24 protein-coding genes are annotated in these 25,125 nt (G+C 66.4%); 10 read left to right on the top strand and 14 right to left on the bottom strand.

Annotated elements, in window-relative coordinates:
- Positions 1 to 8: 8 nt before the first annotated feature.
- The 4 genes from FHR73_RS11080 to gatC all read right to left on the bottom strand — a co-directional run bounded on the left by FHR73_RS11080 (position 9) and on the right by gatC (position 3,850).
- On the bottom strand, positions 9 to 407 hold the full coding sequence (locus FHR73_RS11080; RefSeq protein WP_007159537.1) for a septal ring lytic transglycosylase RlpA family protein: 399 nt from the start codon (positions 405 to 407) through the stop codon (positions 9 to 11).
- Positions 408 to 639: 232 nt separating this feature from the next.
- Positions 640 to 2,088, bottom strand: coding sequence for an Asp-tRNA(Asn)/Glu-tRNA(Gln) amidotransferase subunit GatB (gene gatB, locus FHR73_RS11075; RefSeq protein ID WP_183631106.1), 1,449 nt, complete (start codon positions 2,086 to 2,088; stop codon positions 640 to 642).
- 14 nt (positions 2,089 to 2,102) lie between these two features.
- Positions 2,103 to 3,554: an Asp-tRNA(Asn)/Glu-tRNA(Gln) amidotransferase subunit GatA gene (gene gatA / locus FHR73_RS11070; RefSeq protein ID WP_183631104.1), complete on the bottom strand. Its 1,452-nt coding sequence runs from the start codon at positions 3,552 to 3,554 to the stop codon at positions 2,103 to 2,105.
- Between the two features lie 8 nt (positions 3,555 to 3,562).
- Complete coding sequence (gene gatC, locus FHR73_RS11065; RefSeq protein WP_133859854.1) at positions 3,563 to 3,850, bottom strand: Asp-tRNA(Asn)/Glu-tRNA(Gln) amidotransferase subunit GatC; 288 nt, start codon at positions 3,848 to 3,850, stop codon at positions 3,563 to 3,565.
- Between the two features lie 232 nt (positions 3,851 to 4,082).
- Here gatC and mreB point away from each other — a divergent pair, with 232 nt between their 5' ends.
- The 8 genes from mreB to tldD all read left to right on the top strand — a co-directional run bounded on the left by mreB (position 4,083) and on the right by tldD (position 15,533).
- Positions 4,083 to 5,120, top strand: coding sequence for a rod shape-determining protein MreB (gene mreB, locus FHR73_RS11060; protein ID WP_133859853.1), 1,038 nt, complete (start codon positions 4,083 to 4,085; stop codon positions 5,118 to 5,120).
- A gap of 126 nt (positions 5,121 to 5,246) precedes the next feature.
- Entirely contained in the window at positions 5,247 to 6,422 is a 1,176-nt protein-coding gene (gene mreC, locus FHR73_RS11055) for a rod shape-determining protein MreC (protein WP_409258680.1), read from the top strand.
- Positions 6,422 to 6,910, top strand: a complete 489-nt coding sequence (gene mreD / locus FHR73_RS11050) for a rod shape-determining protein MreD (protein ID WP_183631102.1) — start codon at positions 6,422 to 6,424, stop codon at positions 6,908 to 6,910. The genes mreC and mreD overlap by 1 nt, the downstream gene beginning before the upstream one ends.
- Positions 6,911 to 7,116: 206 nt before the next feature.
- The gene (locus tag FHR73_RS11045; RefSeq protein WP_183631100.1) at positions 7,117 to 7,719 is read left to right on the top strand and encodes a nucleoside triphosphate pyrophosphatase; all 603 of its coding nucleotides are present in this window, start codon (positions 7,117 to 7,119) and stop codon (positions 7,717 to 7,719) included.
- 61 nt (positions 7,720 to 7,780) lie between these two features.
- A complete protein-coding gene (gene rng, locus FHR73_RS11040; RefSeq protein ID WP_183631098.1) occupies positions 7,781 to 9,235 on the top strand; it encodes a ribonuclease G in 1,455 nt (484 codons plus the stop codon).
- A 12-nt stretch (positions 9,236 to 9,247) separates the two neighbouring features.
- Positions 9,248 to 13,078, top strand: coding sequence for a YhdP family protein (locus tag FHR73_RS11035; RefSeq protein ID WP_183631096.1), 3,831 nt, complete (start codon positions 9,248 to 9,250; stop codon positions 13,076 to 13,078).
- Positions 13,079 to 13,136: 58 nt separating this feature from the next.
- Positions 13,137 to 13,976 carry a carbon-nitrogen hydrolase family protein gene (locus tag FHR73_RS11030; RefSeq protein ID WP_183631094.1) on the top strand — a complete coding sequence of 280 codons (840 nt, stop codon included), beginning with the start codon at positions 13,137 to 13,139 and terminating at the stop codon, positions 13,974 to 13,976.
- Positions 13,977 to 14,087: 111 nt separating this feature from the next.
- Complete coding sequence (gene tldD / locus FHR73_RS11025; RefSeq protein ID WP_183631092.1) at positions 14,088 to 15,533, top strand: metalloprotease TldD; 1,446 nt, start codon at positions 14,088 to 14,090, stop codon at positions 15,531 to 15,533.
- Between the two features lie 35 nt (positions 15,534 to 15,568).
- On the opposite strand, the gene yjgA is transcribed toward tldD, so the two are convergent.
- On the bottom strand, positions 15,569 to 16,093 hold the full coding sequence (gene yjgA / locus FHR73_RS11020; RefSeq protein WP_133859845.1) for a ribosome biogenesis factor YjgA: 525 nt from the start codon (positions 16,091 to 16,093) through the stop codon (positions 15,569 to 15,571).
- 92 nt (positions 16,094 to 16,185) lie between these two features.
- Here yjgA and pmbA point away from each other — a divergent pair, with 92 nt between their 5' ends.
- Together pmbA and FHR73_RS11010 are read left to right on the top strand one after the other, a co-directional pair.
- On the top strand, positions 16,186 to 17,535 hold the full coding sequence (gene pmbA, locus FHR73_RS11015) for a metalloprotease PmbA (RefSeq protein WP_183631091.1): 1,350 nt from the start codon (positions 16,186 to 16,188) through the stop codon (positions 17,533 to 17,535).
- A gap of 224 nt (positions 17,536 to 17,759) precedes the next feature.
- Complete coding sequence (locus FHR73_RS11010) at positions 17,760 to 18,374, top strand: superoxide dismutase (protein WP_183631090.1); 615 nt, start codon at positions 17,760 to 17,762, stop codon at positions 18,372 to 18,374.
- A 66-nt stretch (positions 18,375 to 18,440) separates the two neighbouring features.
- Here FHR73_RS11010 and FHR73_RS11005 read toward each other — a convergent pair whose 3' ends face one another.
- The 9 genes from FHR73_RS11005 to FHR73_RS10965 form a co-directional block, all read right to left on the bottom strand.
- Positions 18,441 to 18,713 (bottom strand): HPr family phosphocarrier protein, encoded by a 273-nt coding sequence (locus FHR73_RS11005; RefSeq protein ID WP_133859842.1) that lies wholly within the window; start codon positions 18,711 to 18,713, stop codon positions 18,441 to 18,443.
- 31 nt (positions 18,714 to 18,744) lie between these two features.
- Positions 18,745 to 19,599, bottom strand: coding sequence for an RNase adapter RapZ (gene rapZ, locus FHR73_RS11000; protein WP_133859841.1), 855 nt, complete (start codon positions 19,597 to 19,599; stop codon positions 18,745 to 18,747).
- Between the two features lies 1 nt (position 19,600).
- On the bottom strand, positions 19,601 to 20,065 hold the full coding sequence (ptsN, locus tag FHR73_RS10995) for a PTS IIA-like nitrogen regulatory protein PtsN (RefSeq protein ID WP_133859840.1): 465 nt from the start codon (positions 20,063 to 20,065) through the stop codon (positions 19,601 to 19,603).
- Positions 20,066 to 20,083: 18 nt separating this feature from the next.
- Positions 20,084 to 20,392, bottom strand: a complete 309-nt coding sequence (gene hpf, locus FHR73_RS10990) for a ribosome hibernation-promoting factor, HPF/YfiA family (protein WP_007159519.1) — start codon at positions 20,390 to 20,392, stop codon at positions 20,084 to 20,086.
- A gap of 90 nt (positions 20,393 to 20,482) precedes the next feature.
- Positions 20,483 to 21,982 carry an RNA polymerase factor sigma-54 gene (locus tag FHR73_RS10985; protein ID WP_183631089.1) on the bottom strand — a complete coding sequence of 500 codons (1,500 nt, stop codon included), beginning with the start codon at positions 21,980 to 21,982 and terminating at the stop codon, positions 20,483 to 20,485.
- Between the two features lie 102 nt (positions 21,983 to 22,084).
- Positions 22,085 to 22,813, bottom strand: coding sequence for an LPS export ABC transporter ATP-binding protein (gene lptB, locus FHR73_RS10980; RefSeq protein ID WP_017640054.1), 729 nt, complete (start codon positions 22,811 to 22,813; stop codon positions 22,085 to 22,087).
- Complete coding sequence (lptA, locus tag FHR73_RS10975) at positions 22,810 to 23,352, bottom strand: lipopolysaccharide transport periplasmic protein LptA (protein WP_007159516.1); 543 nt, start codon at positions 23,350 to 23,352, stop codon at positions 22,810 to 22,812. The genes lptB and lptA overlap by 4 nt, the downstream gene beginning before the upstream one ends.
- Positions 23,339 to 23,911: an LPS export ABC transporter periplasmic protein LptC gene (gene lptC / locus FHR73_RS10970; protein ID WP_007159515.1), complete on the bottom strand. Its 573-nt coding sequence runs from the start codon at positions 23,909 to 23,911 to the stop codon at positions 23,339 to 23,341. Before lptC ends, lptA begins: the two co-directional genes overlap by 14 nt.
- 83 nt (positions 23,912 to 23,994) lie before the next feature.
- Positions 23,995 to 24,969 carry a KpsF/GutQ family sugar-phosphate isomerase gene (locus FHR73_RS10965; RefSeq protein ID WP_183631088.1) on the bottom strand — a complete coding sequence of 325 codons (975 nt, stop codon included), beginning with the start codon at positions 24,967 to 24,969 and terminating at the stop codon, positions 23,995 to 23,997.
- Positions 24,970 to 25,125: the final 156 nt, after the last annotated feature.

Here is a 25,125-nt window from a genome sequence, read left to right as displayed (position 1 = left end):
CGGAGATCTCAGTCCAGGCTGCGGATGCTGACCCGGGAGGTGCCGTCGGCCACCATGTCGAGCCGATCGGCCGCGCTGCGCGACAGGTCGATCAGGCGTCGACGAACCGTCGGGCCGCGATCGTTGATGCGCACCACCACGCTGCGGCCGTTGGCCAGGTTGGTGACCTGGACACGGGTGCCGAAGGGCAGGGTGCGGTGGGCGGCGGTCAGGGCGCCCGGATCGTATTTTTCGCCGCTGGCGGTGCGGCGACCGGCGTGCCACTTGGAGTAGAAGGACGCCATGCCGGTGTCCTGATAGTCATGGGCAGCGCTGGAGGACAGCGTGGGCGGGAAGCTTTCCTGACTGGCGCAACCGGCGAACAGCAGGACCAGCGACAGCAGTCCGGCACGGTGGATCCGATGCATCTCGATGCCTCCTGGCAAAACGACCGGCAGCAGCTTAAGGGGTCGGAGCAGAGCTGTCAGCCCCGCTCCGTAACCCCTAGGTTCTGTACGAAAAGTGCCTGCGCTCGGTGATGCTTCGTTGAAAAACGCTTCGGAATGCTCATTTACCGCTCGTAAACTCCGCTTCCTCAGCGCTTTTCGTCTCGCCTGACCTTCGCTCGGCGACTTTTCGTACAGAGCCGTGCGACCGCCGTCAGCCTTCCAGTTTCTGCTTGAGCAGCTGGTTGACCTGGCCGGGGTTGGCCTTGCCCTTGGAGGCTTTCATGGCCTGGCCGACAAAGAAGCCGAACATCTTGCCGCGCTTGGCTTCGTCGCTGGCGCGGTATTGCTCGACCTGCGCGGCGTTGGCGGCCAGGACTTCGTCCAGCATGGCCTCGATGGCGCCGCTGTCGGTGACCTGCTTGAGGCCCTTGGCTTCGATGATGGCATCGGCGCTCGCGCCTTCGCCGGCGGCCAGCGCCTCGAAGACCATCTTGGCGATCTTGCCGGAGATGGTGTCGTCCTTGATGCGCAGGATCAGGCCGCCCAGCTGGGCCGCGCTCACCGGCGCCTGGGCGATGTCCAGGTCCTGCTTGTTGAGCAGGCTCGACAGCTCGCCCATCACCCAGTTGGCCGCCAGCTTGGCGTCGCCGCTCACCTGCTGGACTTCCTCGAAGTAGTCGGCCAGTTCGCGGCTGGCGGACAGCACGCTGGCGTCATAGACCGACAGGCCGTACTCGCTCTGGAAGCGGTCGCGCTTCTCGGTCGGCAGCTCGGGCAGCTGGCTGCGCACCTCGGCCAGGAAGGCCGGCTCGATCACCACCGGCAAGAGGTCAGGGCACGGGAAGTAGCGGTAGTCGTTGGCTTCTTCCTTGCTCCGCATGGAGCGGGTCTCGTCCTTGTTGGGATCGTACAGACGGGTTTCCTGCACGACCTTGCCACCGTCCTCGAGGAGTTCGATCTGGCGCTGGACCTCGTGGTTGATGGCCTTCTCGATGAAGCGGAAGGAGTTGACGTTCTTGATCTCGGCGCGGGTGCCGAAGGCGGACTGGCCCTTGGGCCGGACCGAGACGTTGCAGTCGCAACGCAGCGAACCCTCCGCCATGTTGCCGTCGCAGATACCCAGGTAGCGCACCAGGGCATGGATGGCTTTCACATAGGCCACGGCTTCCTTGGCGCTGCGGATGTCCGGCTCGGAGACGATCTCCAGCAGCGGCGTGCCGGCGCGGTTCAGGTCGATGCCGCTCATGCCGTGGAAGTCTTCGTGCAGGCTCTTGCCGGCGTCTTCTTCCAGGTGCGCGCGGGTGATGCCGATACGCTTGACGGTGCCGTCTTCCAGGGTGATGTCCAGGTGGCCCTTGCCGACGATGGGATGGTCCATCTGGCTGGTCTGGTAGCCCTTGGGCAGGTCCGGGTAGAAGTAGTTCTTGCGCGCGAAGACGTTGCGCTCGGCGATCTCGGCATTGATGGCCAGGCCGAACTTGCAGGCCATGCGCACGGCCTCGGCGTTGAGCACCGGCAGGGTGCCGGGCATGCCGAGGTCGACCAGGCTGGCGTGGGCGTTGGGCTCGGCGCCGAAGCTGGTGGCGCTGCCGGAGAAAATCTTCGATTGAGTGCTGAGCTGAGCGTGGATCTCAAGCCCGATCACGGTTTCCCATTGCATGTCTCTATCCTTCCTCAGAAGCCGCTCGGCGCCTGGCGATGCCAGTCGCTGACCTGCTGGTACTGGTGGGCGACGTTGAGCAGACGGCCTTCCTGGAAATAGTTGCCGAGCAATTGCACGCCCACCGGCAGGCCGTCGACGAAGCCGGCCGGCATCGACAGGCCGGGAATGCCGGCGAGGTTGGCGGCGATGGTGTAGAGGTCTTCGAGATAGGCGGAGACCGGGTCGTTGCTCTTCTCGCCGAGTTTCCAGGCCAGATTCGGCGTGGTCGGGCCGAGAATGACGTCGACCTCGGCGAAGGCCGCGACGAAGTCGTTCTTGATCAGCCGGCGGATGCGCTGGGCCTTGAGGTAGTAGGCGTCGTAGTAACCGGCCGACAGGGCATAGGTGCCGACCATGATGCGGCGCTTCACCTCGGCGCCGAAGCCTTCGCCACGGGATCTCTTGTAGAGATCTTCCAGGTTGACCGGATTCTCGCAGCGGTAGCCGAAGCGCACGCCGTCGAAGCGCGACAGGTTGGAGCTGGCCTCGGCCGGGGCGATGACGTAGTAGGCCGGAATCGCGTGCTGCAGGGTGGGCAGCGAGATGTCCTTGACGGTGGCGCCGAGCTTCTTGAGCTCCTCGACCACGGCCAGCACCTTCTCGCCGATGCGGGCATCCAGGCCGGCACCGAAGTATTCCCGCGGCAGACCGATGCGCAGGCCGCTCAGCGGCTGCTGCAGGGCGGCGCGATAGTCGTCCACCGGCTGGTCGACGCTGGTGGAGTCCTTGGGATCGAAACCGGCCATGGCCTGCAGCAGCAGCGCGCAGTCCTCGGCGGTGCGCGCCAGCGGGCCGCCCTGGTCGAGGCTGGAGGCGTAGGCGATCATGCCCCAGCGCGAGACCCGGCCGTAGGTGGGCTTGATGCCGGTGAGGTTGGTCAGGGCCGCCGGCTGGCGAATCGAGCCGCCGGTGTCGGTGCCGGTGGCGGCCGGCAGCAGGCGCGCGGCCACGGCCGCGGCGGAGCCACCGGAAGAGCCGCCCGGTACCCGGGTGACGTCCCAGGGATTCTTCACCGGGCCGTAGTGGCTGGACTCGTTGGCCGAACCCATGGCGAATTCGTCCATGTTCAGCTTGCCGAGGGTGACGGCGCCCGCCGCGGCCAGTCGCTCCACCACGGTGGCGTCATAGGGTGCCTTGAAACCGGTGAGGATCTTCGAGCCGCAGCTGGTCAGCACCCCCTGGGTACAGAACAGATCCTTGTGGGCGAGAGGCGCACCGAGCAGGGCGCCGGTTTCGCCGGCGGCGCGCCGGGCGTCGGCGGCGCGGGCCTGGGCCAGCGCCTGGTCGGCGGTCACGGTGATGAAGCTGTTGAGCCGCGGGTCGAGCTGCTCGATCCGCTGCAGCAGGCCGCGGGTCAGTTCCTCGGCGGAAAAATCCTTGGCGGCCAGGGCGGCAGCGATTTCGGTCAGGGTCAGCTGATGCATGTCGTGTCTCACTCGATCACCTTGGGGACCAGGTACAGGCCGGCTTCCACGGCCGGGGCGATGGCCTGGTAGGCCTCGCGCCGGTCGCCTTCGGTGGCCTGGTCGGGTCGCAGGCGCTGGGTGGCTTCCAGCGGGTGGGCGAGGGGGGCGATACCCGTGGTATCCACGGCCTGCATCTGGTCGACGAGGCCGAGGATGTCGTTGAGGGTGGCGGTGGTAGCGGCGAGATCCGCTTCATCGAGACCCAGACGGGCCAGGTGAGCGATCTTTTCGACGTCGGTGCGTTCGAGCGCCATCGGCTTCTCCAAGCAGGAAGGCGGCGTGACCCGGTTGGCGGCCGCGTATGCTGGAGACGGGCTGGGCGGGTCGGGCGCCGCGTTGAACAGGGGCTTAACGGCCCGGAAAAGCTCTCAATCTAGCATATCGGCGCCTTGCCCTAAATCCCTGCGATTGTTAGAGTCTGCCGCACTTTTTTACCCGCACGTTTGTCCTGTCGCGTGCCTGCTTGTCACCGCCTAGGGTCACCTCATGTTCAAGAAATTGCGTGGCATGTTCTCCAGCGATCTGTCGATCGACCTGGGAACCGCCAACACCCTGATTTATGTCCGCGAGCGTGGCATCGTGCTCAACGAGCCGTCGGTCGTCGCCATCCGTACCCATGGCAACCAGAAGAGCGTCGTCGCCGTCGGTACCGACGCCAAGCGCATGCTCGGTCGGACGCCGGGCAACATTGCCGCCATCCGGCCGATGAAGGATGGCGTCATCGCCGACTTCAGCGTCTGCGAAAAGATGTTGCAATACTTCATCAACAAGGTGCACGAGAACAGCTTCCTGCAGCCCAGTCCGCGGGTGCTGATCTGCGTGCCCTGCAAGTCGACCCAGGTCGAGCGCCGCGCCATTCGCGAATCCGCGCTGGGCGCGGGTGCCCGTGAGGTGTTCCTGATCGAGGAGCCGATGGCCGCGGCCATCGGCGCCGGTCTGCCGGTCGAGGAAGCCCATGGCTCCATGGTCGTCGACATCGGCGGCGGCACCACCGAGATCGCCCTGATCTCGCTGAACGGCGTGGTCTATGCCGAATCCGTCCGTGTCGGCGGCGATCGCTTCGACGAAGCCATCGTCACCTACGTGCGCCGCAACTACGGTAGCCTGATCGGCGAATCCACCGCCGAGCGCATCAAGCAGGAAATCGGCACCGCCTACCCGGGCGGCGAGGTCCGCGAGATCGACGTCCGTGGCCGTAACCTGGCCGAAGGCGTACCGCGCAGCTTCACCCTCAACTCCACCGAGGTGCTCGAAGCCATGCAGGAATCCCTGGCCACCATCGTCCAGGCGGTCAAGAGCTGCCTGGAGCAGTCGCCGCCGGAGCTGGCCTCCGACATCGCCGAGCGTGGCCTGGTGCTGACCGGTGGTGGCGCCCTGCTGCGCGACCTGGACAAGCTGCTGTCGCTGGAAACCGGCCTGCCGGTGATCGTCGCCGAAGACCCGCTGACCTGCGTGGCCCGTGGCGGCGGCAAGGCGCTGGACATGATGGATCGCCACGCCATGGACCTGCTGTCCACCGAATAAGGCAGTTCCAGGCTACAGGCCCCGCACCGGCTGCCCCTGGCGGCCGGTGCGCCGGGCGCGTTCTGCGAGGAACTCACCATCAAGCCGATTTTCAGCAAAAGCCCGGCGCTGGGCATTCGTCTGCTGATCCTGGCCGCCCTTTCGGTGGGTGTCATGGTCACCGACGCGCGCTTCGACTACCTGAAACCGGTACGCAGCGAACTGGCGCTGGTCCTCTCGCCCCTCTATGAGGTGGCGGGCTTTCCCCTGCGCGCCTGGGAAGGCGTCAGCGACCAGTTTTCCAGCCGCACCGAACTGATGGCGGAAAACGAGCGGCTCAAGGCCGAGCAATTGCTGCTGCAGCGCCGCCTGCAGAAACTCGCCGCCCTCACCGAGCAGAACGTGCGCCTGCGCGAGCTGCTCAACTCCGCCGCCCTGGTGGACGACAAGGTGCTGGTCGGCGAACTGATCGGCGTCGACCCCAATCCCTATACCCACCGCATCATCATCGACAAGGGCGCGAAGGACGGCGTCTTCGTCGGCCAGCCGGTGCTCGACGCCAGCGGCCTGATGGGTCAGGTGGTGGAGGTGATGCCCTATTCGGCGCGGGTGCTGCTGCTCACCGACGTGACCCACAGCATTCCGGTGCAGGTCAATCGCAACGGCCTGCGCGCCATCGCCGTCGGCACCGGCAATCCTGAGCGGCTGGAACTGCGCTATGTGGCCGACACCGCCGACATCAAGGAAGGCGACCTGCTGGTGAGCTCCGGCCTCGGCCAGCGCTTTCCCGCCGGCTATCCGGTGGCCACCGTCTCCAAGGTGATCCACGACTCGGGGCAACCCTTCGCCGTGGTGCGCGCCATTCCCACCGCCAAGCTCAATCGCAGTCGCTACATGCTGCTGGTGTTCAGCGATACCCGCACGCCCGAACAGCGCGCCAACGACGCCGCCGAGGCCCAGGAGGCCGCCGATCGCCATGCGGCCCAGCGCCCGGCCGCGCCGGCGAATCCGCCGCCGGCCGGCGCCTCGGCTGCGCAGCCGGCGGCCGCCACTGCCACGCCGGCGCCCGCCACCGGTACCGGCAGTCGCAACGCGACGCCGGCCAAGCCGCCCGCGGGCCAGGGCAGCAGCGCGGCCCATCCCGCCACGCCGACCAAGCCGCCGGCGAACGCGAGCGGCAACGCGGCGCATCCGGCGACACCGGCCAGGCCGCCGGCGCAGGGCGCGACCGCCACGCCCGCTCATCCGGCGGCGACGCCCACTCAGCCACAACGCCGGGTCCAGCAACCCGCGCCGGAATTGCCGGACGAGGGTGATCGTTGATGGCGCTGCGCATCGGCCACAACGGGTGGGTGATCTGGCTCACCCTGTTGGTCGGGTTGCTGCTGTCCGTCGTGCCCATGCCCGAGTTCATGGAGATCGGCCGGCCGCTGTGGCTGGCCATGCTGCTGACCTTCTGGACCCTGACCCTGCCGCACCGCGTCGGCCTGTTCACCGCCTGGACGATGGGCATCGCCGAAGACGTCCTCTACGGCAACCTGCTGGGCCAGACCGCCCTGGTGCTGAGCCTGGTGGTCTTTCTCGTGCGCTCCCTGGCGCAGCGGCTGCGGGCCTTTCCCATCTGGCAGCAGAGCTTCGTGCTGCTGGTGGTCTACGGCATCGCCCAGTTGCTGGCGCTGTGGCTCAACGCCCTGTCCGGCAGCCGGCCACCGACCCTGGTGTTTCTCACCCCCTCGCTGGTCAGCGCGCTGCTCTGGCCGTGGATCTATCTGCTGCTCCGCGGGCTGCGCCTCAGATTCGGCGTCAACTAAGGCTTGTCTGAAAAGTCGCCGAGCGAAGGTCAGGCAAGGCAAAAATCAGCGAGGAAGCGGAGTTTACGAAGGGTAAATGAGCATTCCGAGTTGATTTTTAACGCCGCATGACCGAGCGCAGGCACTTCTCGGACAAAGCCTAAGCTGGTTTCACCTGCGACAGGCTGGCATTCTCCCGTCATCCCCCTGCCGTCTGGTTGTTGTCGATGTCCCAGCTCTACCTCGCCTCCGCCTCGCCCCGCCGCGCCGAACTGCTCGAACAGATCGGCGTGGCCTTCCAGAAGGTCGCCGCAACCGTGGACGAAACCCCGCATCCTGGGGAGGCGGCGGACGCCTATGTCGAACGCCTGGCGCGAGCCAAGGCGGCCATGGGCCGGCAGGTGCTGGCCGGTGCCTCCGCCGGCTGCGTATTGGGCGCCGATACCTGCGTGGTGCTCGATGACCAGCTGCTCGGCAAACCCCGGGATCGCGCCGACGCCCTGGCCATGCTCGCCGCCCTCGGCGGGCGCCGGCACCGGGTGGTGACCGGCGTCGCCGTCGCCGATGGCGAGCGCTGCCTGAGTCGCGTGGTGTCCGCCGAGGTGGAATTCCGCCCCCTGGCGCCCGGCGAGGCCGAACGCTACTGGGACACCGGCGAGCCGGCCGACAAGGCCGGCAGCTATGCCATCCAGGGCGCCGGCGCGGTCTTCGTGCGCGGCCTGGTAGGTAGTTACAGCGCCGTGGTAGGGCTGCCGCTGTGCGAGACCGCGGAACTGCTGAGCGCTTTCGCCATCCCTTGTTGGCGGTCTGTCGGACGGCCGACCTCCTAGCGCTGGGGCGCCTGGCGCCTTGGTCCCCATTCCGCCCTTCCACGTCGTCCAAGAGTCCTCCATGAGCGAAGAGATCCTCATCAACATCACTCCCATGGAGTCCCGTGTCGCCGTCGTGGAAAACGGTGTGCTGCAGGAGGTGCACGTCGAGCGCACCCTGAGACGCGGCATCGTCGGCAACATCTATCGCGGGCGGGTGGTGCGGGTGCTGCCCGGCATGCAGGCGGCCTTCGTCGACATCGGCCTGGCTCGCGCGGCCTTCATCCACGCCGCCGAGATATCCCAGCGCGAAGGGGCGGCGGTGGAAAGCATCAGCGCCCTGGTACGCGAGGGCCAGACGCTGGTGGTGCAGGTCACCAAGGACCCCATAGGCACCAAGGGCGCCCGCCTCACCACCCACCTGTCGATCCCCTCGCGCTACCTGGTCTACATGCCGCGCACCTCCCACGTCGGCATCTCGCTGAAGATCGAGGACGAAGCCGAGCGCGAGCGACTCAAGGCGATCATGGCGCGCTGCGTGGAGAGCGAGGGCATCGAACACGAGGGCGGCTTCATCCTGCGCACCGCCGCCGAGGCGGCGCGCGAAGAAGACATCCTCGCCGACATCCGCTACCTGCGGCGGCTCTGGCAGCAGATCTCCGGCAATCTCCAGGGCCCGACGCCGGTGCCCATCTACGAAGACCTGACCCTGGCCCTGCGCGCCCTGCGCGACCTGGTCGGACCGCGCACGGAAAAGATCCGGGTCGACAGTCGCGAGAATTTCCAGCGCATCGGCCAGTTCGTCGAAGAGCTGATGCCCGAGGTGGCGGCGCGGCTGGAGCACTATCCCGGCGAACGGCCGATCTTCGACCTCTATGGCGTGGAAGACGAGATCCAGAAAGCCCTGGAGCGCAAGGTGCTGCTCAAGTCCGGTGGCTATCTGGTGATCGATCCCACCGAGGCCATGACCACCATCGACGTCAACACCGGCGCCTTCGTCGGTCACCGCAATCTGGAAGAGACCATCTTCAAGACCAATCTGGAGGCGGCCACCGCCATCGCCCGCCAGCTGCGGCTGCGCAATCTCGGCGGCATCATCATCATCGACTTCATCGACATGGAAGACGAAGAGCACCAGCGCCAGGTAATCCGCACCCTGGAAAAGCAGCTCGAACGCGACCATGCCAAGACCAACATCATCGGCATCACCGAGCTGGGCCTGCTGCAGATGACCCGCAAGCGCACCCGCGAGAGCCTGTCCCAGGTGCTCTGCGAGCCCTGCGCCAACTGCCAGGGGCGCGGCATCCTGCGCACCGCCGAAACCATCTGCTACGAGATCTTCCGCGAGATCCTGCGCGAGGCGCGGGCCTACCAGGCCAATTCCTACCTGGTGCTGGCCAACCAGAAGGTGGTGGATCGGCTGCTGGACGAGGAATCGGGCAATGTCGCCGACCTCGAAGCCTTCATCGGCCGCACCGTCAAATTCCAGGTCGAGACCATGTATTCCCAGGAGCAGTACGATGTCGTGCTGCTCTAGGTCCGGGTCTTGATGTCCCTGCTCAAACGCGGCGCGCTGGGACTGGCGCTGCTGGTGCTCGTCCTGTTGACGCTCTACCTCGGCCTGGGGCGGTTGCTCATGCCCTGGGTCGGCGAATACCGCAACGAAGTCGAGTCGCGCGCCGCGGCGGCGCTCGGCGAGCCGGTGCGCCTGGGCCGGCTCGAAGGGCGCTGGGCCCGCTGGAATCCGGTACTGATCCTGCGCGACCTGTCCCTGGGTCGCGGCGAGGGCATGGTGCAGCTGGATCATCTCCAGGTGGTGCCGGATGTCTTCGGCAGCCTCTGGCATCGCCAGCTGCGACTCAAGTCCGTGCAGGTCGATGGCGTCCATCTGGTCCTGCAGGAAGACGCCCAGGGGCACTGGCAACTGCGCGGCCTGCCGCCGCGAGCGCCGGATGCCAAGCCCTTCGATCCGGGTCCGCTGCTCGATGGCCTGGCGCGCCTGGGCCATGCCAGTCTGCTGGACAGCCAGCTCAGCCTGATTCCCCAGCAGGGATCGCCGGTGACCCTGAGGTATGCCGAGGCCAGTCTGTCCCGGCAGCTCAATGGCGCTCTGGAACTGGCGACCCGTTTCCGGTTGCCCGATGGCGGCACGGTCGCGGCGCATGTCACTGCCATGCCGCGTCCCGAAGACTGGCGTGCCAGCACCGTCGAAGGCTATCTCAGCCTGCCCGCCAGCGACTGGTCTCGCTGGGTGCCGGCGGCCCTGACCCGGCAGTGGCAACTGCGGCGTGCCCAGGCGGAAGGCGAACTCTGGTTCGCCTGGGGCGAAGGGCGGTTGCAGCGCTCCCACCTGCGGCTGAAGGCGGATGACCTGACGCTCGCCTATGCCGATCATCCTCCGGTGCGCCTGCAGGCCCTGACCCTGGACGCCGACCAGCAGGCCGGCGACGCCAGCCAGTATAACGGGGCCCTGGCGCTCAAGGCCCAGCTCGATGGCAAGCCGCTGGAGGCCCGCTATGGCCTGGGCTATGACAGCACCGCCCAGCACCTGCAGGTGCGTGGCGACCAGCTGGATCTGCGGCAGGCCGCCCGGCTGGCGCGGGACCTGGCGCCCCTGCCGGCGCCGGTCGCCCAGGCGCTCCAGGCCCTGGCGCCCCATGGCCAGCTGCGCAACCTCAACGCCGACTTCTATCCGCAGAAGCCGTTGCGCGAGCGCCTCTCCTATGCGGCCAACCTGGAACGGGTGGGCTTTGCCGCCTATCACGGCGCCCCGGCCGCCGAGGGTGTCACCGGCAGCCTGAGCGGCAGCCTGGGTGGTGGCGAATTGCGCCTGGATACCACCGACTTCATGCTGCACCTGAGCGATCTCTTTCCCGAACCCTGGCGCTATCGCACCGCCAGGGCGCGGCTGACCTGGAGTCTCGACGACCAGCGCTTCACCCTGGGCAGTGCCCTGATGCAGGTCACCGGGCCGGAAGGTGCCGCCAGTGGCGACATGCATATCCAGCTCGGTCTGCATCCCGAGGTGGACAGCTACATGGACCTGCGCGTCGGCCTCAAGGACGGCGACGCCAGCTACACCCGCAAGTACCTGCCGACCAGGCTGCCGGCCACGGATTTCAGTCCGGAGCTGGCCCAGTGGCTGACCACCGCCATCGTCGGCGGCCGCATCGATGAGGGCATCTACCAGTACCAGGGTTCGCTGCGCCACGGCTCGCCGGCGCACTCGCGCACCATGAGTCTGTTCTTCCGGGTGCACGACGCCCAACTGGCCTATCAGCCCGGCTGGCCCGCCCTGCGCGAGGCACGCGGCGATGTCTTCATCGAAAGCGATGGAGTTAAGGTGCAGGTCCCCGAAGGGCGCATCCTCGACACCCGGGTCCGGGAGGTCGAGGCGCGCATCCCGCTGCTGCACGATGGCAGCGCGCCGCACCTGCGACTCAGCGCGCGGCTCGACAGCAGCGTGCGCGATGGCCTGAAGATCCTCCAGGAAACGCCGCTGCCGACCGCCAAGGTGTTCGCCGGCTGGAAGGGCGAGGGCGCGCTCGCCAACAGCAGCTTGAATCTAGACATCCCCCTGGCCAAGGGGCAGCCCCCGGTGGTGGTGGTCGAGCTGGCACCGGACAAGGCGCGCCTGGAACTGGCCGATCCCCAGCTGACCCTCACCGACCTGCGTGGCAGCTTCCGCTACGACACCCGCAGCGGCCTCAGTGCCCCCGATATCCAGGCGCGGGTCTTCGACCAGCCCATTCGCGGGCAGGCCCTGGCCGAGGGTAAGCCCGACGATCCGCGCACCCGGCTGGTGGTGGACGGTCGGGTCGACGTCGACCAGCTGGCGCGCTGGCTGGGCAGCGAAGGGCGACCCATCCCGGCGCGTGGCCTGCTTGGCTATCGCCTCGGCCTGACCCTGGCCGAGCACAGCGAACTGGCGGTCACCTCGGATCTGCGCGGGGTGACCATCGATCTGCCCGCGCCTTTCGGCAAGAACGCCGAGGAGGCGCGTGACGGCTTCTTCAGCCTGGCGCTCAACGATGGCGAGCGGCGGGTGGAGGCGACCTACAAGGGCCTCGCCGATGCCGTGCTGCTGCTCGATCCCAAGGCCATCGCCAAGGGCCGCGGCGAGATCGTGCTGGGCGGTGGTACCGCCAATCTGCCCAGCGCCGCCGGCTACGACCTGCGCGGGCAACTGGCGGAATTCGACCTGGCCGCCTGGCAGGACATCTACCAGCGCTATGGCAAGGCGGCGGGCGGCGGCAGTGCAGGGCAGGGCGGTGGCAACACCCTGGACGTCTCCAGCCTCGGGCGGGGCGATCTCAACTTCGGCCGCTTCCTGGCATTCGGGCAACAGATCGACAACCTGCGCCTCACCTATGAACCCCAGGGCACTGCCTGGCAACTCGGCCTGGCCAGCCAGACCATCGCCGGCCAGGTGCGCATCCCGCGCCAGACCGGCCAGCCGATCGACATCAACCTGCAGCACCTGCGCATTCCCCAGACGCCGGCGGATCCCTCGGTGGAAAGCGAGGCGCCGCGCCCCGATCCGCTGGCCGACGTCGATCCGCGCAGCCTGCCGGCGCTGAATCTGGTCATCGATCGCCTGGAGCTGGGTGGCCGCCTGGTGGGTGCCCAGCGCCTGCAGCTCAGGCCTTCGCCCTCAGGTGCCAATTTCAACGCCCTGGATCTCGATCTGCGGGGCCTCAAGGTGCAGGGCGCGCTGCGCTGGGAAGGCGCGCCGGGCGCGACCCACAGCTACTACCAGGGGCGCCTGTCGGGCGGCAACATCGCCGATATCCTGCTGGGCTGGAATTTCGCCTCCAGCGTCACCAGTCGCGATTTCCGCCTGGATGCCCGCGTCGACTGGCCCGGCTCGCCGGCCTATGTCGCCCTGGCCCGCCTCAATGGCAGCCTCGATGCGCGCTTCAACGACGGCCAGTTGCGCCAGGTAGAAGGCACGGCCTCGGCGCTGCGCATCTTCGGCCTGCTCAATTTCGAATCCATCCGCCGCCGCCTGCGGCTGGATTTCTCCGATCTGTTCGGCAAGGGCCTGAGCTACGACAGCATCACCGGGGTGCTCGACGCCCAGCAGGGTGCCTTCCGCACCCGCAAGCCCATCAGCCTCAGCGGACCAGGTGCCGAGATGAGTCTGCAGGGCCTGCTGGACATGGCCAGCAACCGGGTCGATGCCAACCTCAAGGTCGGGCTGCCGGTCAGCAACTCCCTGCCGCTGGCCGCGCTGATCGCCGGGGCACCGGCCATCGGTGGCGCGCTGTTCATCGTCGATCGGCTGATCGGCGATCGCATCACGCGCATGGCCAGCATCAACTACCACATCGAAGGCCCCTGGCAGAATCCGACCATGACCACGGGCAAGCGCGATTGAGCATTGCCCTGCGGCCGCACCGCTGCTTAGGATGGACGCTCCCTTCAGGAGTGCCTGCATGTCCATAGCCATCCTGCAGATGGTCAGCGGCCCCGCGGTGGCGGCCAACCTGCGCGCCGCCGAGCGACTGCTCGAACGCGCTGCCGAAGCGGGCGCACGCCTGGCGGTGCTGCCGGAAAACTTCGTCGCCATCGGCCATCCGGCGCCCGCCGAACTGGCGCGGGCCGAGGCGCTCGGGCAGGGCGAGATCCTGCCCTGGCTGTCCGAGCGGGCGCGCGGGCTGGGTCTCTGGCTGCTGGCTGGCACCCTGCCGCTGCTGCCCGACGGTGCCACCGAGGGCAAGCCCTGCGCCTGTTCGCTGCTGTTCGACGACCAGGGGCAGCGCGTCGCCCGCTACGACAAGCTGCACCTCTTCGATGCCGACGTCGGCGACAGCCAGGGCAGCTATCGCGAATCCGACCACTATGCCGCCGGCCAGACCCTCACGGTGGTGGACACCCCGGTCGGTCGCCTGGGCCTGAGCGTCTGCTACGACCTGCGCTTTCCGGAACTCTACGGCGCCCTGCGCGCCGCCGGGGCAGAGCTGATCAGCGCGCCCTCCGCCTTTACCGTGCCCACCGGCCAGGCCCACTGGGAGCTGCTGCTGCGCGCTCGGGCGGTGGAGACCCAGAGCTATCTGCTGGGCGCCGCCCAGGGCGGGGTCCATGCCAATGGCCGCAGCACCTGGGGGCATGCCATGGCGGTGGATCCCTGGGGCGAGGTGCTCGCCGTCCAGGCCAGCGGCGAGGCGGTGCTGCTCATCGAGCGCGATGCCGAGCGCCAGGCGGCGTTGCGGCAGCGGATGCCGGTGACCCAGCACCGCCGCTTCCTGCCGGCGCGCCTGGCCGAACGGCAATGACGGCCATTGGTCTTTTGCATCAGGGCGCCGAGACTTCCGCGAGTAGGCTAGAGGCCAGGTTGCGACCCTTTCAACGTTCCGACGCCCACTGTGGCGTCGTCTGGAGTTTCCATGAGTGATTACCTGAATAGCGTCGGCTCGGCCCTGCTGGGTCCCGGCGGACTCGCGGTGGACGATCTGCAACCCGTGCTGCAGCGTCTGGCCGGGCCCGGCATCGACGCCGCCGACCTGTATTTCCAGAGCATCGTCTCCGAGTCCTGGCTGCTGGAAGACGGCATCGTCAAGGAAGGTGGCTTCCACCTCGACCAGGGCGTCGGGGTGCGGGCGCTGTCCGGCGAGAAGACCGGTTTCGCCTACAGCAACGCCATTACCGGCGAGGCCCTGGATCTGGCTGCCCAGGCCGCGCGTTCCATTTCCCGCAGTGGCGCCGAGGGCCAGGTCCAGGCGTTTCGTGCGGTGGAGCCGGCGCAGCGCCTCTACGCCCAGGACAATCCGCTGGACGTGCTGGATCGCGCCACCAAGGTCGCCTTCCTGAAGCAGCTGGACGAGGCGACCCGCGCCCTGGATCCGCGCATCCAGCAGGTCACCATCAGCCTGGCCGGGGTCTGGGAGCGCACCCTGGTGGCCGCGGTCGACGGCACCCTGGCGGCCGACGTACGCCCGCTGGTGCGCCTGGGCGTCAGTGTCATCGTCGAGCAGAACGGCCGCCGCGAGCGCGGCAACAGCGGCGGCGGCGGTCGCTGCGACTACCGCTATTTCCAGCGTGACGACCGTGCCCTGGGCTATGCCCGCGAAGCGGTGCGCCAGGCGCTGGTCAATCTCGAAGCCACCGCGGCCCCGGCCGGCACCCTGCCGGTGGTGCTGGGCGCCGGCTGGTCCGGCGTGCTGCTGCACGAAGCGGTCGGCCATGGCCTGGAAGGCGACTTCAACCGCAAGGGCAGCTCCAACTACAGCGGCCAGCTCGGTCGCCAGGTGGCGTCCTCGCTGTGCACCATCGTCGACGACGGTACCCTGCCGGATCGCCGCGGCTCCCTGTCCATCGACGACGAGGGCACCCCCAGCGGCTACAACGTGCTGATCGAGAACGGCATCCTCAAGGGCTACATGCAGGACAAGCTCAACGCCCGGCTGATGGGCGTGGCGCCTACCGGCAATGGGCGGCGCGAATCCTATGCGCACCTGCCCATGCCGCGCATGACCAACACCTACATGCTGGCCGGCCAGAGCGATCCGGCCGAGATCATCGCCTCGGTGGAGAAGGGCATCTATTGCGCCAGCCTGGGCGGCGGTCAGGTGGACATCACCAGCGGCAAGTTCGTCTTCACCACCAACGAGGCCTATCTGATCGAGAACGGCAAGCTCGGTCGCCCGGTGAAGGGTGCCACCCTGATCGGCAACGGCCCCGAGGTCATGAACCGGGTGTCCATGGTCGGCAACGACCTGGCGCTGGATGCGGGGGTGGGGACCTGCGGCAAGGACGGCCAGTCACTGCCGGTGGGCGTGGGTCAGCCGACCCTGAAGATCGATGCCATCACCGTGGGCGGCACCGGCGCCTGATGCGGGCGCCGGCCGTGGCCATCGCGGACAGGGACCTAGCGCAGACCGCGCTGGCTCTCGTCGAGGGTGCGGATGTACTTGAAGACCTTGCGCGCCGCCGCGGGCGGCTTGTTGTGCGCCGCCTCGTGCTGGGCATGTCGCACCAGGCCGCGCAGGTGCTGGCGATCGGTCTCCGGATACAGCGCCACGAAGGCTTCCAGCGCCTGGTCGCCCTCGGCGATCAGACGGTCGCGCCAGCGCTCCAGGGCGTGGAAGCGCTCGTTGTATTGCCGCGTCGAGGTGTCCATCTGATCGGCCAGCGCCAGGATGGCTTCCAGGTCCTGGTCGCGCATCAGCTTGCCCAGGTACTGGACATGCCTTTTGCGCGCGATGTGCGTCTTGTGCTTGGGCGCTTCGGCCAGGGCCTTGCGCAGCGGATCGGTGAGCGGCAGGCGGTCCAGCTGCTCGGCCGGCAGACCGGCCAGGCGTTCGCCCAGATCCTGCAGCGCATGCAGCTCGCGCTTGACCTGTGTCTTGCTCTTTTCGCCCAGCGGCGCGTCGTCGTCGTAAGAATCAACCATGAACTATGGGGTCCAGCTAAGAATGGGCGCCATCATAACGAGTTGCCGCACGGTTGTCCGGCCTGGCCGGCGCCGTCCGTAAGGAGAACGTCATGAATCGCAACGCCGCCGTGGGTCCCGCTGCGCTCCCCGAATTGCGCGAACAGGTCGAGGCCATCCTGGCCGAGGCCCGGCGCCAGGGCGCCAGTGCCGGTGAAGTGGCCGTCTCGGTCGACCAGGGCCTGTCCACCTCGGTCCGCAAGGGCGAGGTGGAAACGGTCGAATTCAATCGCGACCAGGGTTTCGGCATCACCCTCTATGCCGGTCAGCGCAAGGGCTCGGCCAGCACCTCCGCCACCGGTCCCGAAGCGATCCGCGAAACCGTGGCCGCGGCCCTGGCCATCGCCAAGCACACCTCCGAAGACCCCTGCGCGGGCCTGGCCGACGCCGACTTGATGGCGCGCGGCGAGCTGCCCGATCTCGACCTCTATCATCCCTGGGACATCACCCCCGAACAGGCCATCGAGCAGGCCCTGGCCTGCGAAGCGGCGGCCTATGCCGCCGACAGCCGCATCGGCAACGCCGACGGCACCACCCTCAATACCCACCAGGGCTGCCGGGTATACGGCAACAGCCACGGCTTCGTCGGCGGCTATGCCAGCACCCGCCACAGCCTGAGCTGCGTGATGATCGCCGGCAGTGGCGAGGCCATGCAGCGCGACTACTACTATGACGTCAACCGCATCGGCACTCAGCTGATGAGCGCCGAAGAGATCGGCCGCCGCGCCGCCGAGCGCGCCGTGAGTCGCCTGGGCGCGCGGCCGGTGCCCACCGCCAAGGTCCCGGTGCTGTTTTCCCCGGAAATGGCGGCCGGCCTGTTCAGTACCTTCCTCGCCGCCATCTCCGGCGGCAACCTCTATCGCAAGTCGTCCTTCCTCGAAGGCGCCCTGGGCCAGCAGGTGTTTCCCGACTGGCTGACCCTGGACGAGCGGCCGCACCTGCCGCGCGCCCTGGGCAGCGCCGCCTTCGACGGCGAGGGCCTGGCCACCTACGCCAAGCCCTTCGTCGAGAACGGCAGACTGGTGTCCTATGTGCTCGGCAGCTACTCCGCGCGCAAGCTGGGCATGCAGAGCACGGCCAATGCCGGCGGCGTGCACAACCTCCATGTCAGCCACGGTACCGCCGACCAGGCCGAACTGATCCGGCAGATGGGCACCGGCTTCCTGGTCACGGAAATGATGGGGCAGGGCACCAACCTGGTCACCGGCGACTATTCCCGTGGCGCCGGCGGCTTCTGGATCGAGAATGGCGAGATCCAGTTTCCGGTCCAGGAGGTCACCATCGCCGGCCGTCTCGGCGACATGTTCCGCCAGATCCTGGCGGTGGGCAGCGACGTGGAACGCCGCGGCAGTCTGCGCACCGGCTCGGTGTTGATCGATGGCATGACCCTGGCCGGCAGCTAGTGAAGGTCGCCGGAGAGGTCGTGGAGAGGAAAATCCTGTCGAACGGGAGACAGCCCACCCCGTTACTCGTTAGTATCCTAGCAATGCACTAGGACATAGCCGTGCGGTCGAATTCGCTGACCGGACGGCCCAGGCTTCAGACGGTGCGCCGTGGCGCACCAGCCGTACACCCCATCGCCCAAGGGCGCTGGGTCCATACCAAAGCCACCATGGAGACAATCCGCATGCCGCATACTCTGCCTCAGCTGCCCTACGCCTACGACGCGCTGGAACCGCACGTCGATGCCCAGACCATGGAAATCCACCATACCAAGCACCACCAGACCTACATCAACAACCTGAACGCGGCGCTGGAAGGCACCGAGTTCGCCAACCTGTCGGCCGAAGACGTGGTTCGCCAGCTGGACAAGCTGCCCCAGGACAAGCGCGGCGCCGTGCAGAACAACGGTGGCGGCCATGCCAACCACAGCCTGTTCTGGACCGTGATGGCCCCCAACGCCGGTGGCAAGCCCGAAGGCGCCCTGGCCGAAGCCATCGAGTCCCAGCTGGGTGGCTTCGATGCCTTCAAGGAAGCCTTCACCAAGGCTGCCCTGACCCGCTTCGGCAGTGGCTGGGCCTGGCTGAGCGTCACCCCCGAGAAGAAGCTGGTGGTCGAGAGCACCGGCAACCAGGACAGCCCGCTGATGACCGGCAACACCCCGATCCTCGGCCTGGACGTCTGGGAGCACGCCTATTACCTGCGCTACCAGAACCGCCGTCCCGAGTACATCGGTGCCTTCTTCAACGTCATCAACTGGCCGGAAGTGTCCCGTCGCTACGACACGGCGCTGAACGCCTGATCGACGCCCAATGAAAAAGCCGCCCTCGGGCGGCTTTCTTATTGGGCAACGCTGGAGCAGGGCTGATCACTCACCTTCGTCGAAGTAGTTGTTGATCAGCTCGACCAGGGCGCGCATGGCCTCGTCGCTCTGTTCACCCTCGGTTTCCAGTTGCAGCACCGTGCCCTTGCCAGCGGCCAGCATCATGACCGCCATGATGCTCTTGCCGTCCACGGGCGGTTCGCCGCTGCGGCCGACGCGAATGCTGGCAGGATAGCGGCCGGCCACGCCGACGAACTTGGCAGCCGCACGGGCGTGCAGGCCCAGCTTGTTGATGATGGTGATCTGTTGGGCAGGCATTGAGTCTGTCCTTGTCGAAACAAAACGGGCGTCAGAGATCGCGGTGACGAATCTGGACGTTCTTGAGCAGGTCTTTGAGTTCGCGACCCAGGCGATCGGCCAGATAGACCGAACGGTGATGACCACCGGTACAGCCAATGGCCACGGTCACATAGGACCTGTTGTTGGCGGCAAAACGCGGCAGCCACTTCACCAGGTAATCGCGGATGTCATTGTACAGGGTCTCTACCTCGGGCTGTTGCTCGAGATAGTCGCGTACCGGGGCATCCAGTCCGGAAAAGTCGCGCAGGTCCGGTTTCCAGTAGGGATTGGGCAGGAAGCGCACATCGAACACCATGTCCGCGTCCACTGGCAGCCCGCGCTTGAAGCCAAAGGATTCCACCAGGTAGGCGGTGCCGGGCTCCGGCGCGTTCAGCAGGCGCAACTTGAGGATGTCGCGCAGCTGATAGAGATTGAGATGGGTGGTGTCGATCTTCAGGTCGGACAGGTCGGCAATGGGCGACAGCAGCACCTGCTCGTCATGGATGGCTTCGGCCAGGGACCTTTCCTGGTTCGACAGCGGATGCCGGCGGCGCGTCTCGGAAAAACGCTTGAGCAGCGCCTGGTCATCGGCGTCCAGATAGAGGACGTCGCAGCGGATGTTGCGACTGCGCACCTGTTCGAGCAATTCGGGAAAGCGTTGCAACTGACTGGGCAGGTTGCGCGCATCGATGGACAGGGCGACCTTGGGCTGGGGGCGCTCCATGTCGGTCAGCGCATGCTGGGCCAGATCGGGCAGCAGACTGGCCGGCAGGTTGTCGATGCAATAGAAGCCATTGTCCTCAAGCACGTTGAGCGCCGTACTCTTGCCCGACCCGGAACGTCCGCTCACGATGATGAGGTGCATGTCAGTGTCCGCTCTGGGCCTCGACGACGATCTGATAGAGCGCCTGACTGTCCCTCGCCTTGCGCAGCCGCTCGCGGATGTCGGCGCGATCGAGGATGCCGGCGATCTGGCGTAGCAGGGTGAGGTGCTGCTCGGTGGCGGCTTCCGGGACCAGGAGGACGAACACCAGGTCTACCGGAGCGCCGTCCAGGGAATCGAAGTCCACCGGCTGCTGCAGGTGGAAGAGCACGCACAGCGGTTGCTGCAGACCCGCCAGGCGGCAGTGGGGAATGGCGATGCCATTGCCGAAACCGGTCGAGCCCAGGCGCTCGCGCGCCATCAGGCATTCATGGATGTGCGCCGCGTCGTGGCCGGGCAGTTCCTGCGCGGCCAGCTCGGCGATGCGTTCCAGTACAGCGGCTTTGCTGCCACCCGGCGCACCCGTCTGGGTGCGGCCGGGGGTCAGGATGTTTTCGAGTCTGATCATAAAGCGGCGATCGAAACCTCAGCGGACGCCGACGCCCTGCTGGCGTTCGATCGATTTTTCCTTGTGTTTAATCAGTTGGCGGTCGAGCTTGTCGGCCAGGAGATCGATGGCGGCATACATGTCGTCGTGCTCGGCATTGGCAACCACGGCGGCGCCGGCGACGTGCAGGGTGGCTTCGGCTTTCTGCTTGAGCTTGTCCACTTCCAGGATGACCTGGACGTTGGTAATACGGTCGAAGTGCCGTTCGAGGCGGGCGAGTTTCTCGCCGATGTAGTCACGCAGGGCTTCTGTCACTTCAAGCTGATGGCCACTGATGTTGACTTGCATACCGCTTCTCCTTATTGCCGGGCTGCATCGGCGAAGCTGCTCGCCGACATGACAAGGATCGAACGAAGCACGGTCACACATCAGGACGCGTCAGATGAGACGCTTGCGTTCGCTGGACGGAGCGATACCCAGGGATTCCCGATACTTAGCCACCGTGCGACGAGCGACTTGTATACCTTGCGATTCCAGTAAACCAGCGATCTTGCTGTCACTCAACGGCTTTTTCGCGTTTTCCGCCGCCACCAATTTCTTGATGATCGCGCGGATCGCGGTGGAGGAGCATTCGCCCCCCTCGGCGGTGCTGACGTGGCTGGAGAAGAAATACTTGAGTTCGTAGATGCCACGCGGGGTGTGCATGAACTTCTGGGTGGTCACCCGGGAGATGGTCGATTCGTGCATGCCCACCGCCTCGGCGATGTCATGCAGGACCAGCGGCTTCATCGCCTCTTCGCCGTATTCGAGAAAACCGCGCTGGTGCTCGACGATCTGGGTCGCCACCTTCATCAGGGTCTCGTTGCGGCTCTGCAGGCTCTTGATGAACCAGCGGGCTTCCTGCAGCTGGTTGCGCATATAGGTGTTGTCGGCGCTGCTGTCGGCGCGCTTGACGAAGCCGGCGTACTGGGGATTGACCCGCAGGCGCGGCACGGCTTCCTGATTGAGCTCCACCAGCCAGCGCTCGTTGTGCTTGCGGACGATGACGTCCGGCACCACGTATTCGGCTTCGCCGGATTCGATCTGCGAGCCGGGGCGCGGATGCAGCGTCTGGATCAGTTCGATGACGGGCTTGAGCTCGTCTTCCTTGATCTTCATGCGCCGCATCAGCTGCGCATAGTCGCGGCTGCCGAGCAGGTCGAGGTAATCGCTGACCAGGCGCCTGGCCTCGCCGAGCAGGGGGAGGTTGGCCGGTAGCTGGGCCAGCTGGATCAGCAGGCATTCGCGCAGATTGCGCGCGGCGACCCCGGCCGGCTCGAATTGCTGGACGCGCCTGAGGACCACCTCGACTTCATCGAGATCGACTTCCAGCTCGGGATCGAGGGAAGCATGGATATCTTCGAGGCTCTCCTGCAGATAGCCGTCGGTGTCGATGCCGTCGATGATCGCCACGGCGATCAGGCGATCGAGATCCGACATGGGTGCCAGGTTGAGTTGCCAGAGCAGGTGGGTCTGCAGGCTCTCGCCCGCCGAGGTGCGAGTGGTGAAGTCCCACTCGTCGTCGTCATTGCTGGGCAGGCTGCTGGCACTGGTCTGGTAGATGTCTTCCCAGGCGGTATCGACCGGCAGCTCGCTGTCGCTGGGGATGCGCTCGCTCCACTCGGATTCGTCGGCCATCTCGTTGGTGGCGACCGAGGTTTCCTTGAAGGTGGTTTCCAGGTTGCCCGAGCCTGAGCTCTCATCGCCTTCGCTCGAGGCTTCGCTCTGGTCGAAGTCTTCACCTTCTTCCTGACGTTCCAGCATCGGATTGGATTCCAGGGCTTCCTGGATTTCCTGTTGCAAGTCGAGCGTCGAGAGCTGAAGCAGACGTATGGCTTGTTGCAGCTGCGGCGTCATCGTCAGCTGCTGGCCCATCTTGAGGACTAGCGATGGTTTCATGGCTGCGGAAATACACCTTGTCTACCGACGCGAACAGCGCCACCGAACCTCGCGAACCCTGCGAGCGTTAGCAAATTATATGCCTTGTTTCCCCGGGTTTGCCTAGAGGCGGAATTCGTGGCCCAGATAGACTTCCTTGACCAGGTCGTTGGCGAGGACTTCCTCGGCGGTACCTTCGGCGATGAGCTGGCCGTCGTTAACGATGTAGGCCGTTTCGCAGATGGTCAGGGTTTCCCGGACATTGTGGTCGGTGATGAGCACGCCGATGCCCTTGGCCTTGAGGTGGCGAATGATCTGCTTGATGTCGCCCACCGAGATGGGGTCCACGCCGGCGAAGGGTTCGTCCAGCAGGATGAACTTGGGCGCGGTGGCCAGGGCGCGAGCGATCTCGACGCGGCGCCGCTCACCACCCGACAGACTCATGCCGCGGTTGTCGCGGATATGGGTGATGTGGAATTCCTGCAGCAGGCTTTCCAGCTCGCGCAGGCGGCCGGCCTTGTCCAGGTCCTTGCGGGTTTCCAGGATGCCGAGGATGTTGTCGGCCACGGTCAGCTTGCGAAAGATCGAGGCTTCCTGCGGCAGATAGCCGATCCCGGCGCGGGCCCGGCCATGCATGGGCAGGGCGGTGACGTCCTGGTCGTCGATCAGCACCCGACCCTGATCGGCCTTGACCAGGCCGACGATCATGTAGAAGCAGGTGGTCTTGCCGGCACCGTTCGGACCGAGCAGGCCGACGATCTGACCGCTGTCGATGCTGACGCTGACGTCGCGAACGACCTGACGACCCTTGTAGCTCTTGGCCAGATGCTGGGCTTTGAGCGTGACCGTCATTGTCCCTGCCCCGACTGCTGCTGATCCTTGGGCTGGATGACCATGTCGATCCGCGGCCGCGGCGTGGTGACCTTGCTGCCGTTGGCGCGCCCGGCGTTGACGATCTGGCGCTGGGTGTCGTAGACGATCTTCTCGCCTTCGAAGGTGTTGCCCTGTTGGACCACCTTGGCCTGATCGATCAGGATGATGCGATTTTCCTGGGCGAAATACTGGATCGTCAGACCATAGGCCTTGACGATGTCCTTGTCCGCCGAGGGCTTCTGCTCGTAGTAGGCCGGTTTGCCCACTGCGGTGGCGACCTTGATGTTGCCCTGGTTGTCCTGGGTCAAGGTCACCGTGTTGCCGGTGATCTTCATGCTGCCCTGGGTGATGACCACGTCTCCGCGGTACACGGCCACGCCCTGCTTGTCGTCGAGCTCGGCGCTGTCGGCCTGCACGCGGATCGGCTGGGTGCGATCGGTCGGCAGGGCCCAAGCCGCGGCACTGCCAAAGGTGGCGCCGAGGGTGAACAGGAAGGGGAGGGTTTTAACGAACCTCATGCTGGCCTCTTACGTTGGACAGCAGGAGCATTCTGCCGTCTTCTAGATACGCTTTCATGCCATTGGCCGTGGTCACCCCATTGGCGGCCTCGATTCTAACGGCTTGCTCGGTTTGCGCATATTGTTTGTCAGGAAAGACGGTCATGCGGGTGGTGGTCAACACCACCGGGCGGCCTTTTTCATCGGTACGCTCGACGCGCACGTCATCGATCAGCTCCGCCTGACTGCCACCGGGGGCGACCTCGGCGCGGGCACTGCGAATGTGCCAGGGATAGTCGGTACCGCGAAAGGCCAGCATGTCGGGCCGGGTCACCAGGGTGACGTCGGTCGCCTTGACGTGTTCGCTGCGCTCGGCCTTGAGTTCGTACTGGATCTTGCCGTCCAGGCGATACTGGATCGTCCGGGTATTGAGGGCATAGCCGTCGATGGCGCTGTCTTGCGGGGTCGACGAGGCCGGAGCATCGACGAAGCGCTGCGGCAGGATGTTCCAGTAGCCGATCGCGATGAGCGCGGCGGCGATCAGGACCAACAGCACGGGGCGGCGCAAGCTGCGAAACATGAGGGTACCTGTGGTGGGCCGCACCAGGGGGCGGCGGGTTGAACACGGGAGTGCGGCGTATTAGTCGGGCAGTATAACCCGGCCTACAGCACCCCGGCGCGTAGCAGGTCACCCATGTTGAGGGCGCCGATCGGCCGGCGCTCGTCATCGATCACCACCAGCGCGTTGATCTTGTGCTCTTCCATGATCTTCAGCGCCTCGGCGGCAAGCATCTGCGCCCTGGCGGTTCGACCACCGCGGGTCATCACGGTTGCGATCGCCGTGGCGCGCACGTCGATGCCGCGATCCAGGGCCCGGCGCAGATCACCGTCGGTGAAGATGCCGGCCAGACGGCCATCGGTGGCGAGCACGCTGGTCATGCCCAGTCCCTTGCGCGACATCTCCAGCAGGGCATCGGAGACCAGGGTGTCTTCGCCGACCTGCGGCAGGTCGGCGCCGGCATGCATGACGTCTTCCACCTTGAGCAGCAGGCGCCGACCCAGGGCGCCACCCGGGTGGGAAAAGGCGAAATCCTCGGCGGTGAAGCCACGGGCCTCGAGCAGGGCGATGGCCAGGGCGTCGCCCAGCACCAGGGCGACGGTGGTGGAGGAGGTGGGCGCCAGGTTGAGCGGGCAGGCCTCGGTGGCGACGCTGGTGTCCAGGTTGACGTCCGCGGCCTTGGCCAGCGGCGAGGCGGGATTGCCGGCAAAGCTGATCAGCGGGACGCCGAGGCGCTTGATCAGCGGCAGCAGGGTCAGGATCTCGCTGGAGGTGCCCGACTGGGAGATGGCGATGATGACGTCATCGCGGGTGATCATGCCCATGTCGCCATGGCTGGCTTCCGCCGGGTGCACGAAGAAGGCCGGACTGCCGGTGCTGGCCAGGGTCGCGGCGATCTTGTTGCCGACATGCCCGGACTTGCCCATGCCCAGGACCACGATGCGTCCGCGGCAGTCGAGCAGTCGGCGACAGGCGGCGGCGAAGCTTTCGTCGATGCGTTCGCCCAGGGCGGCCACTGCCGCTCGCTCTACATCTATGGTGCGCTTGGCGGAAGCGATGAAATCTATTGAGTCGGGCATGGGTCAGAAGGCAGGTGACGGGACAATCGGAAATTATATGCGCAAAGCCGCGACACTCAGCAACGTCGCCCGCAGTTCAGGAGTCTCATCGGCACGAATGCTATAGTGCCGCCCTTTTGCCGGGGCCGCCGAACGCGAGAGCCGCGTGCCCTGAAG

The sequence above is a fragment of the Pseudomonas sp. AS2.8 genome, assembly GCF_014190935.1.
Lineage (GTDB): Bacteria > Pseudomonadota > Gammaproteobacteria > Pseudomonadales > Pseudomonadaceae > Chryseomonas.
This window is presented reverse-complemented; position numbering and strand designations above follow the sequence as displayed.

Excerpts from the sequence above, each read along its gene's own strand:
- FHR73_RS11080 (WP_007159537.1), bottom strand. The coding sequence starts at position 407 with ATGCATCGGATCCACCGTGCCGGACTGCTGTCGCTGGTCCTGCTGTTC.
- gatB (WP_183631106.1), bottom strand. The coding sequence starts at position 2,088 with ATGCAATGGGAAACCGTGATCGGGCTTGAGATCCACGCTCAGCTCAGC.
- gatA (WP_183631104.1), bottom strand. The coding sequence starts at position 3,554 with ATGCATCAGCTGACCCTGACCGAAATCGCTGCCGCCCTGGCCGCCAAG.
- gatC (WP_133859854.1), bottom strand. The coding sequence starts at position 3,850 with ATGGCGCTCGAACGCACCGACGTCGAAAAGATCGCTCACCTGGCCCGT.
- mreB (WP_133859853.1), top strand. The coding sequence starts at position 4,083 with ATGTTCAAGAAATTGCGTGGCATGTTCTCCAGCGATCTGTCGATCGAC.
- mreD (WP_183631102.1), top strand. The coding sequence starts at position 6,422 with ATGGCGCTGCGCATCGGCCACAACGGGTGGGTGATCTGGCTCACCCTG.
- FHR73_RS11045 (WP_183631100.1), top strand. The coding sequence starts at position 7,117 with ATGTCCCAGCTCTACCTCGCCTCCGCCTCGCCCCGCCGCGCCGAACTG.
- rng (WP_183631098.1), top strand. The coding sequence starts at position 7,781 with ATGAGCGAAGAGATCCTCATCAACATCACTCCCATGGAGTCCCGTGTC.
- FHR73_RS11035 (WP_183631096.1), top strand. The coding sequence starts at position 9,248 with ATGTCCCTGCTCAAACGCGGCGCGCTGGGACTGGCGCTGCTGGTGCTC.
- FHR73_RS11030 (WP_183631094.1), top strand. The coding sequence starts at position 13,137 with ATGTCCATAGCCATCCTGCAGATGGTCAGCGGCCCCGCGGTGGCGGCC.
- tldD (WP_183631092.1), top strand. The coding sequence starts at position 14,088 with ATGAGTGATTACCTGAATAGCGTCGGCTCGGCCCTGCTGGGTCCCGGC.
- yjgA (WP_133859845.1), bottom strand. The coding sequence starts at position 16,093 with ATGGTTGATTCTTACGACGACGACGCGCCGCTGGGCGAAAAGAGCAAG.
- pmbA (WP_183631091.1), top strand. The coding sequence starts at position 16,186 with ATGAATCGCAACGCCGCCGTGGGTCCCGCTGCGCTCCCCGAATTGCGC.
- FHR73_RS11010 (WP_183631090.1), top strand. The coding sequence starts at position 17,760 with ATGCCGCATACTCTGCCTCAGCTGCCCTACGCCTACGACGCGCTGGAA.
- FHR73_RS11005 (WP_133859842.1), bottom strand. The coding sequence starts at position 18,713 with ATGCCTGCCCAACAGATCACCATCATCAACAAGCTGGGCCTGCACGCC.
- rapZ (WP_133859841.1), bottom strand. The coding sequence starts at position 19,599 with ATGCACCTCATCATCGTGAGCGGACGTTCCGGGTCGGGCAAGAGTACG.
- ptsN (WP_133859840.1), bottom strand. The coding sequence starts at position 20,065 with ATGATCAGACTCGAAAACATCCTGACCCCCGGCCGCACCCAGACGGGT.
- hpf (WP_007159519.1), bottom strand. The coding sequence starts at position 20,392 with ATGCAAGTCAACATCAGTGGCCATCAGCTTGAAGTGACAGAAGCCCTG.
- FHR73_RS10985 (WP_183631089.1), bottom strand. The coding sequence starts at position 21,982 with ATGAAACCATCGCTAGTCCTCAAGATGGGCCAGCAGCTGACGATGACG.
- lptB (WP_017640054.1), bottom strand. The coding sequence starts at position 22,813 with ATGACGGTCACGCTCAAAGCCCAGCATCTGGCCAAGAGCTACAAGGGT.
- lptA (WP_007159516.1), bottom strand. The coding sequence starts at position 23,352 with ATGAGGTTCGTTAAAACCCTCCCCTTCCTGTTCACCCTCGGCGCCACC.
- lptC (WP_007159515.1), bottom strand. The coding sequence starts at position 23,911 with ATGTTTCGCAGCTTGCGCCGCCCCGTGCTGTTGGTCCTGATCGCCGCC.
- FHR73_RS10965 (WP_183631088.1), bottom strand. The coding sequence starts at position 24,969 with ATGCCCGACTCAATAGATTTCATCGCTTCCGCCAAGCGCACCATAGAT.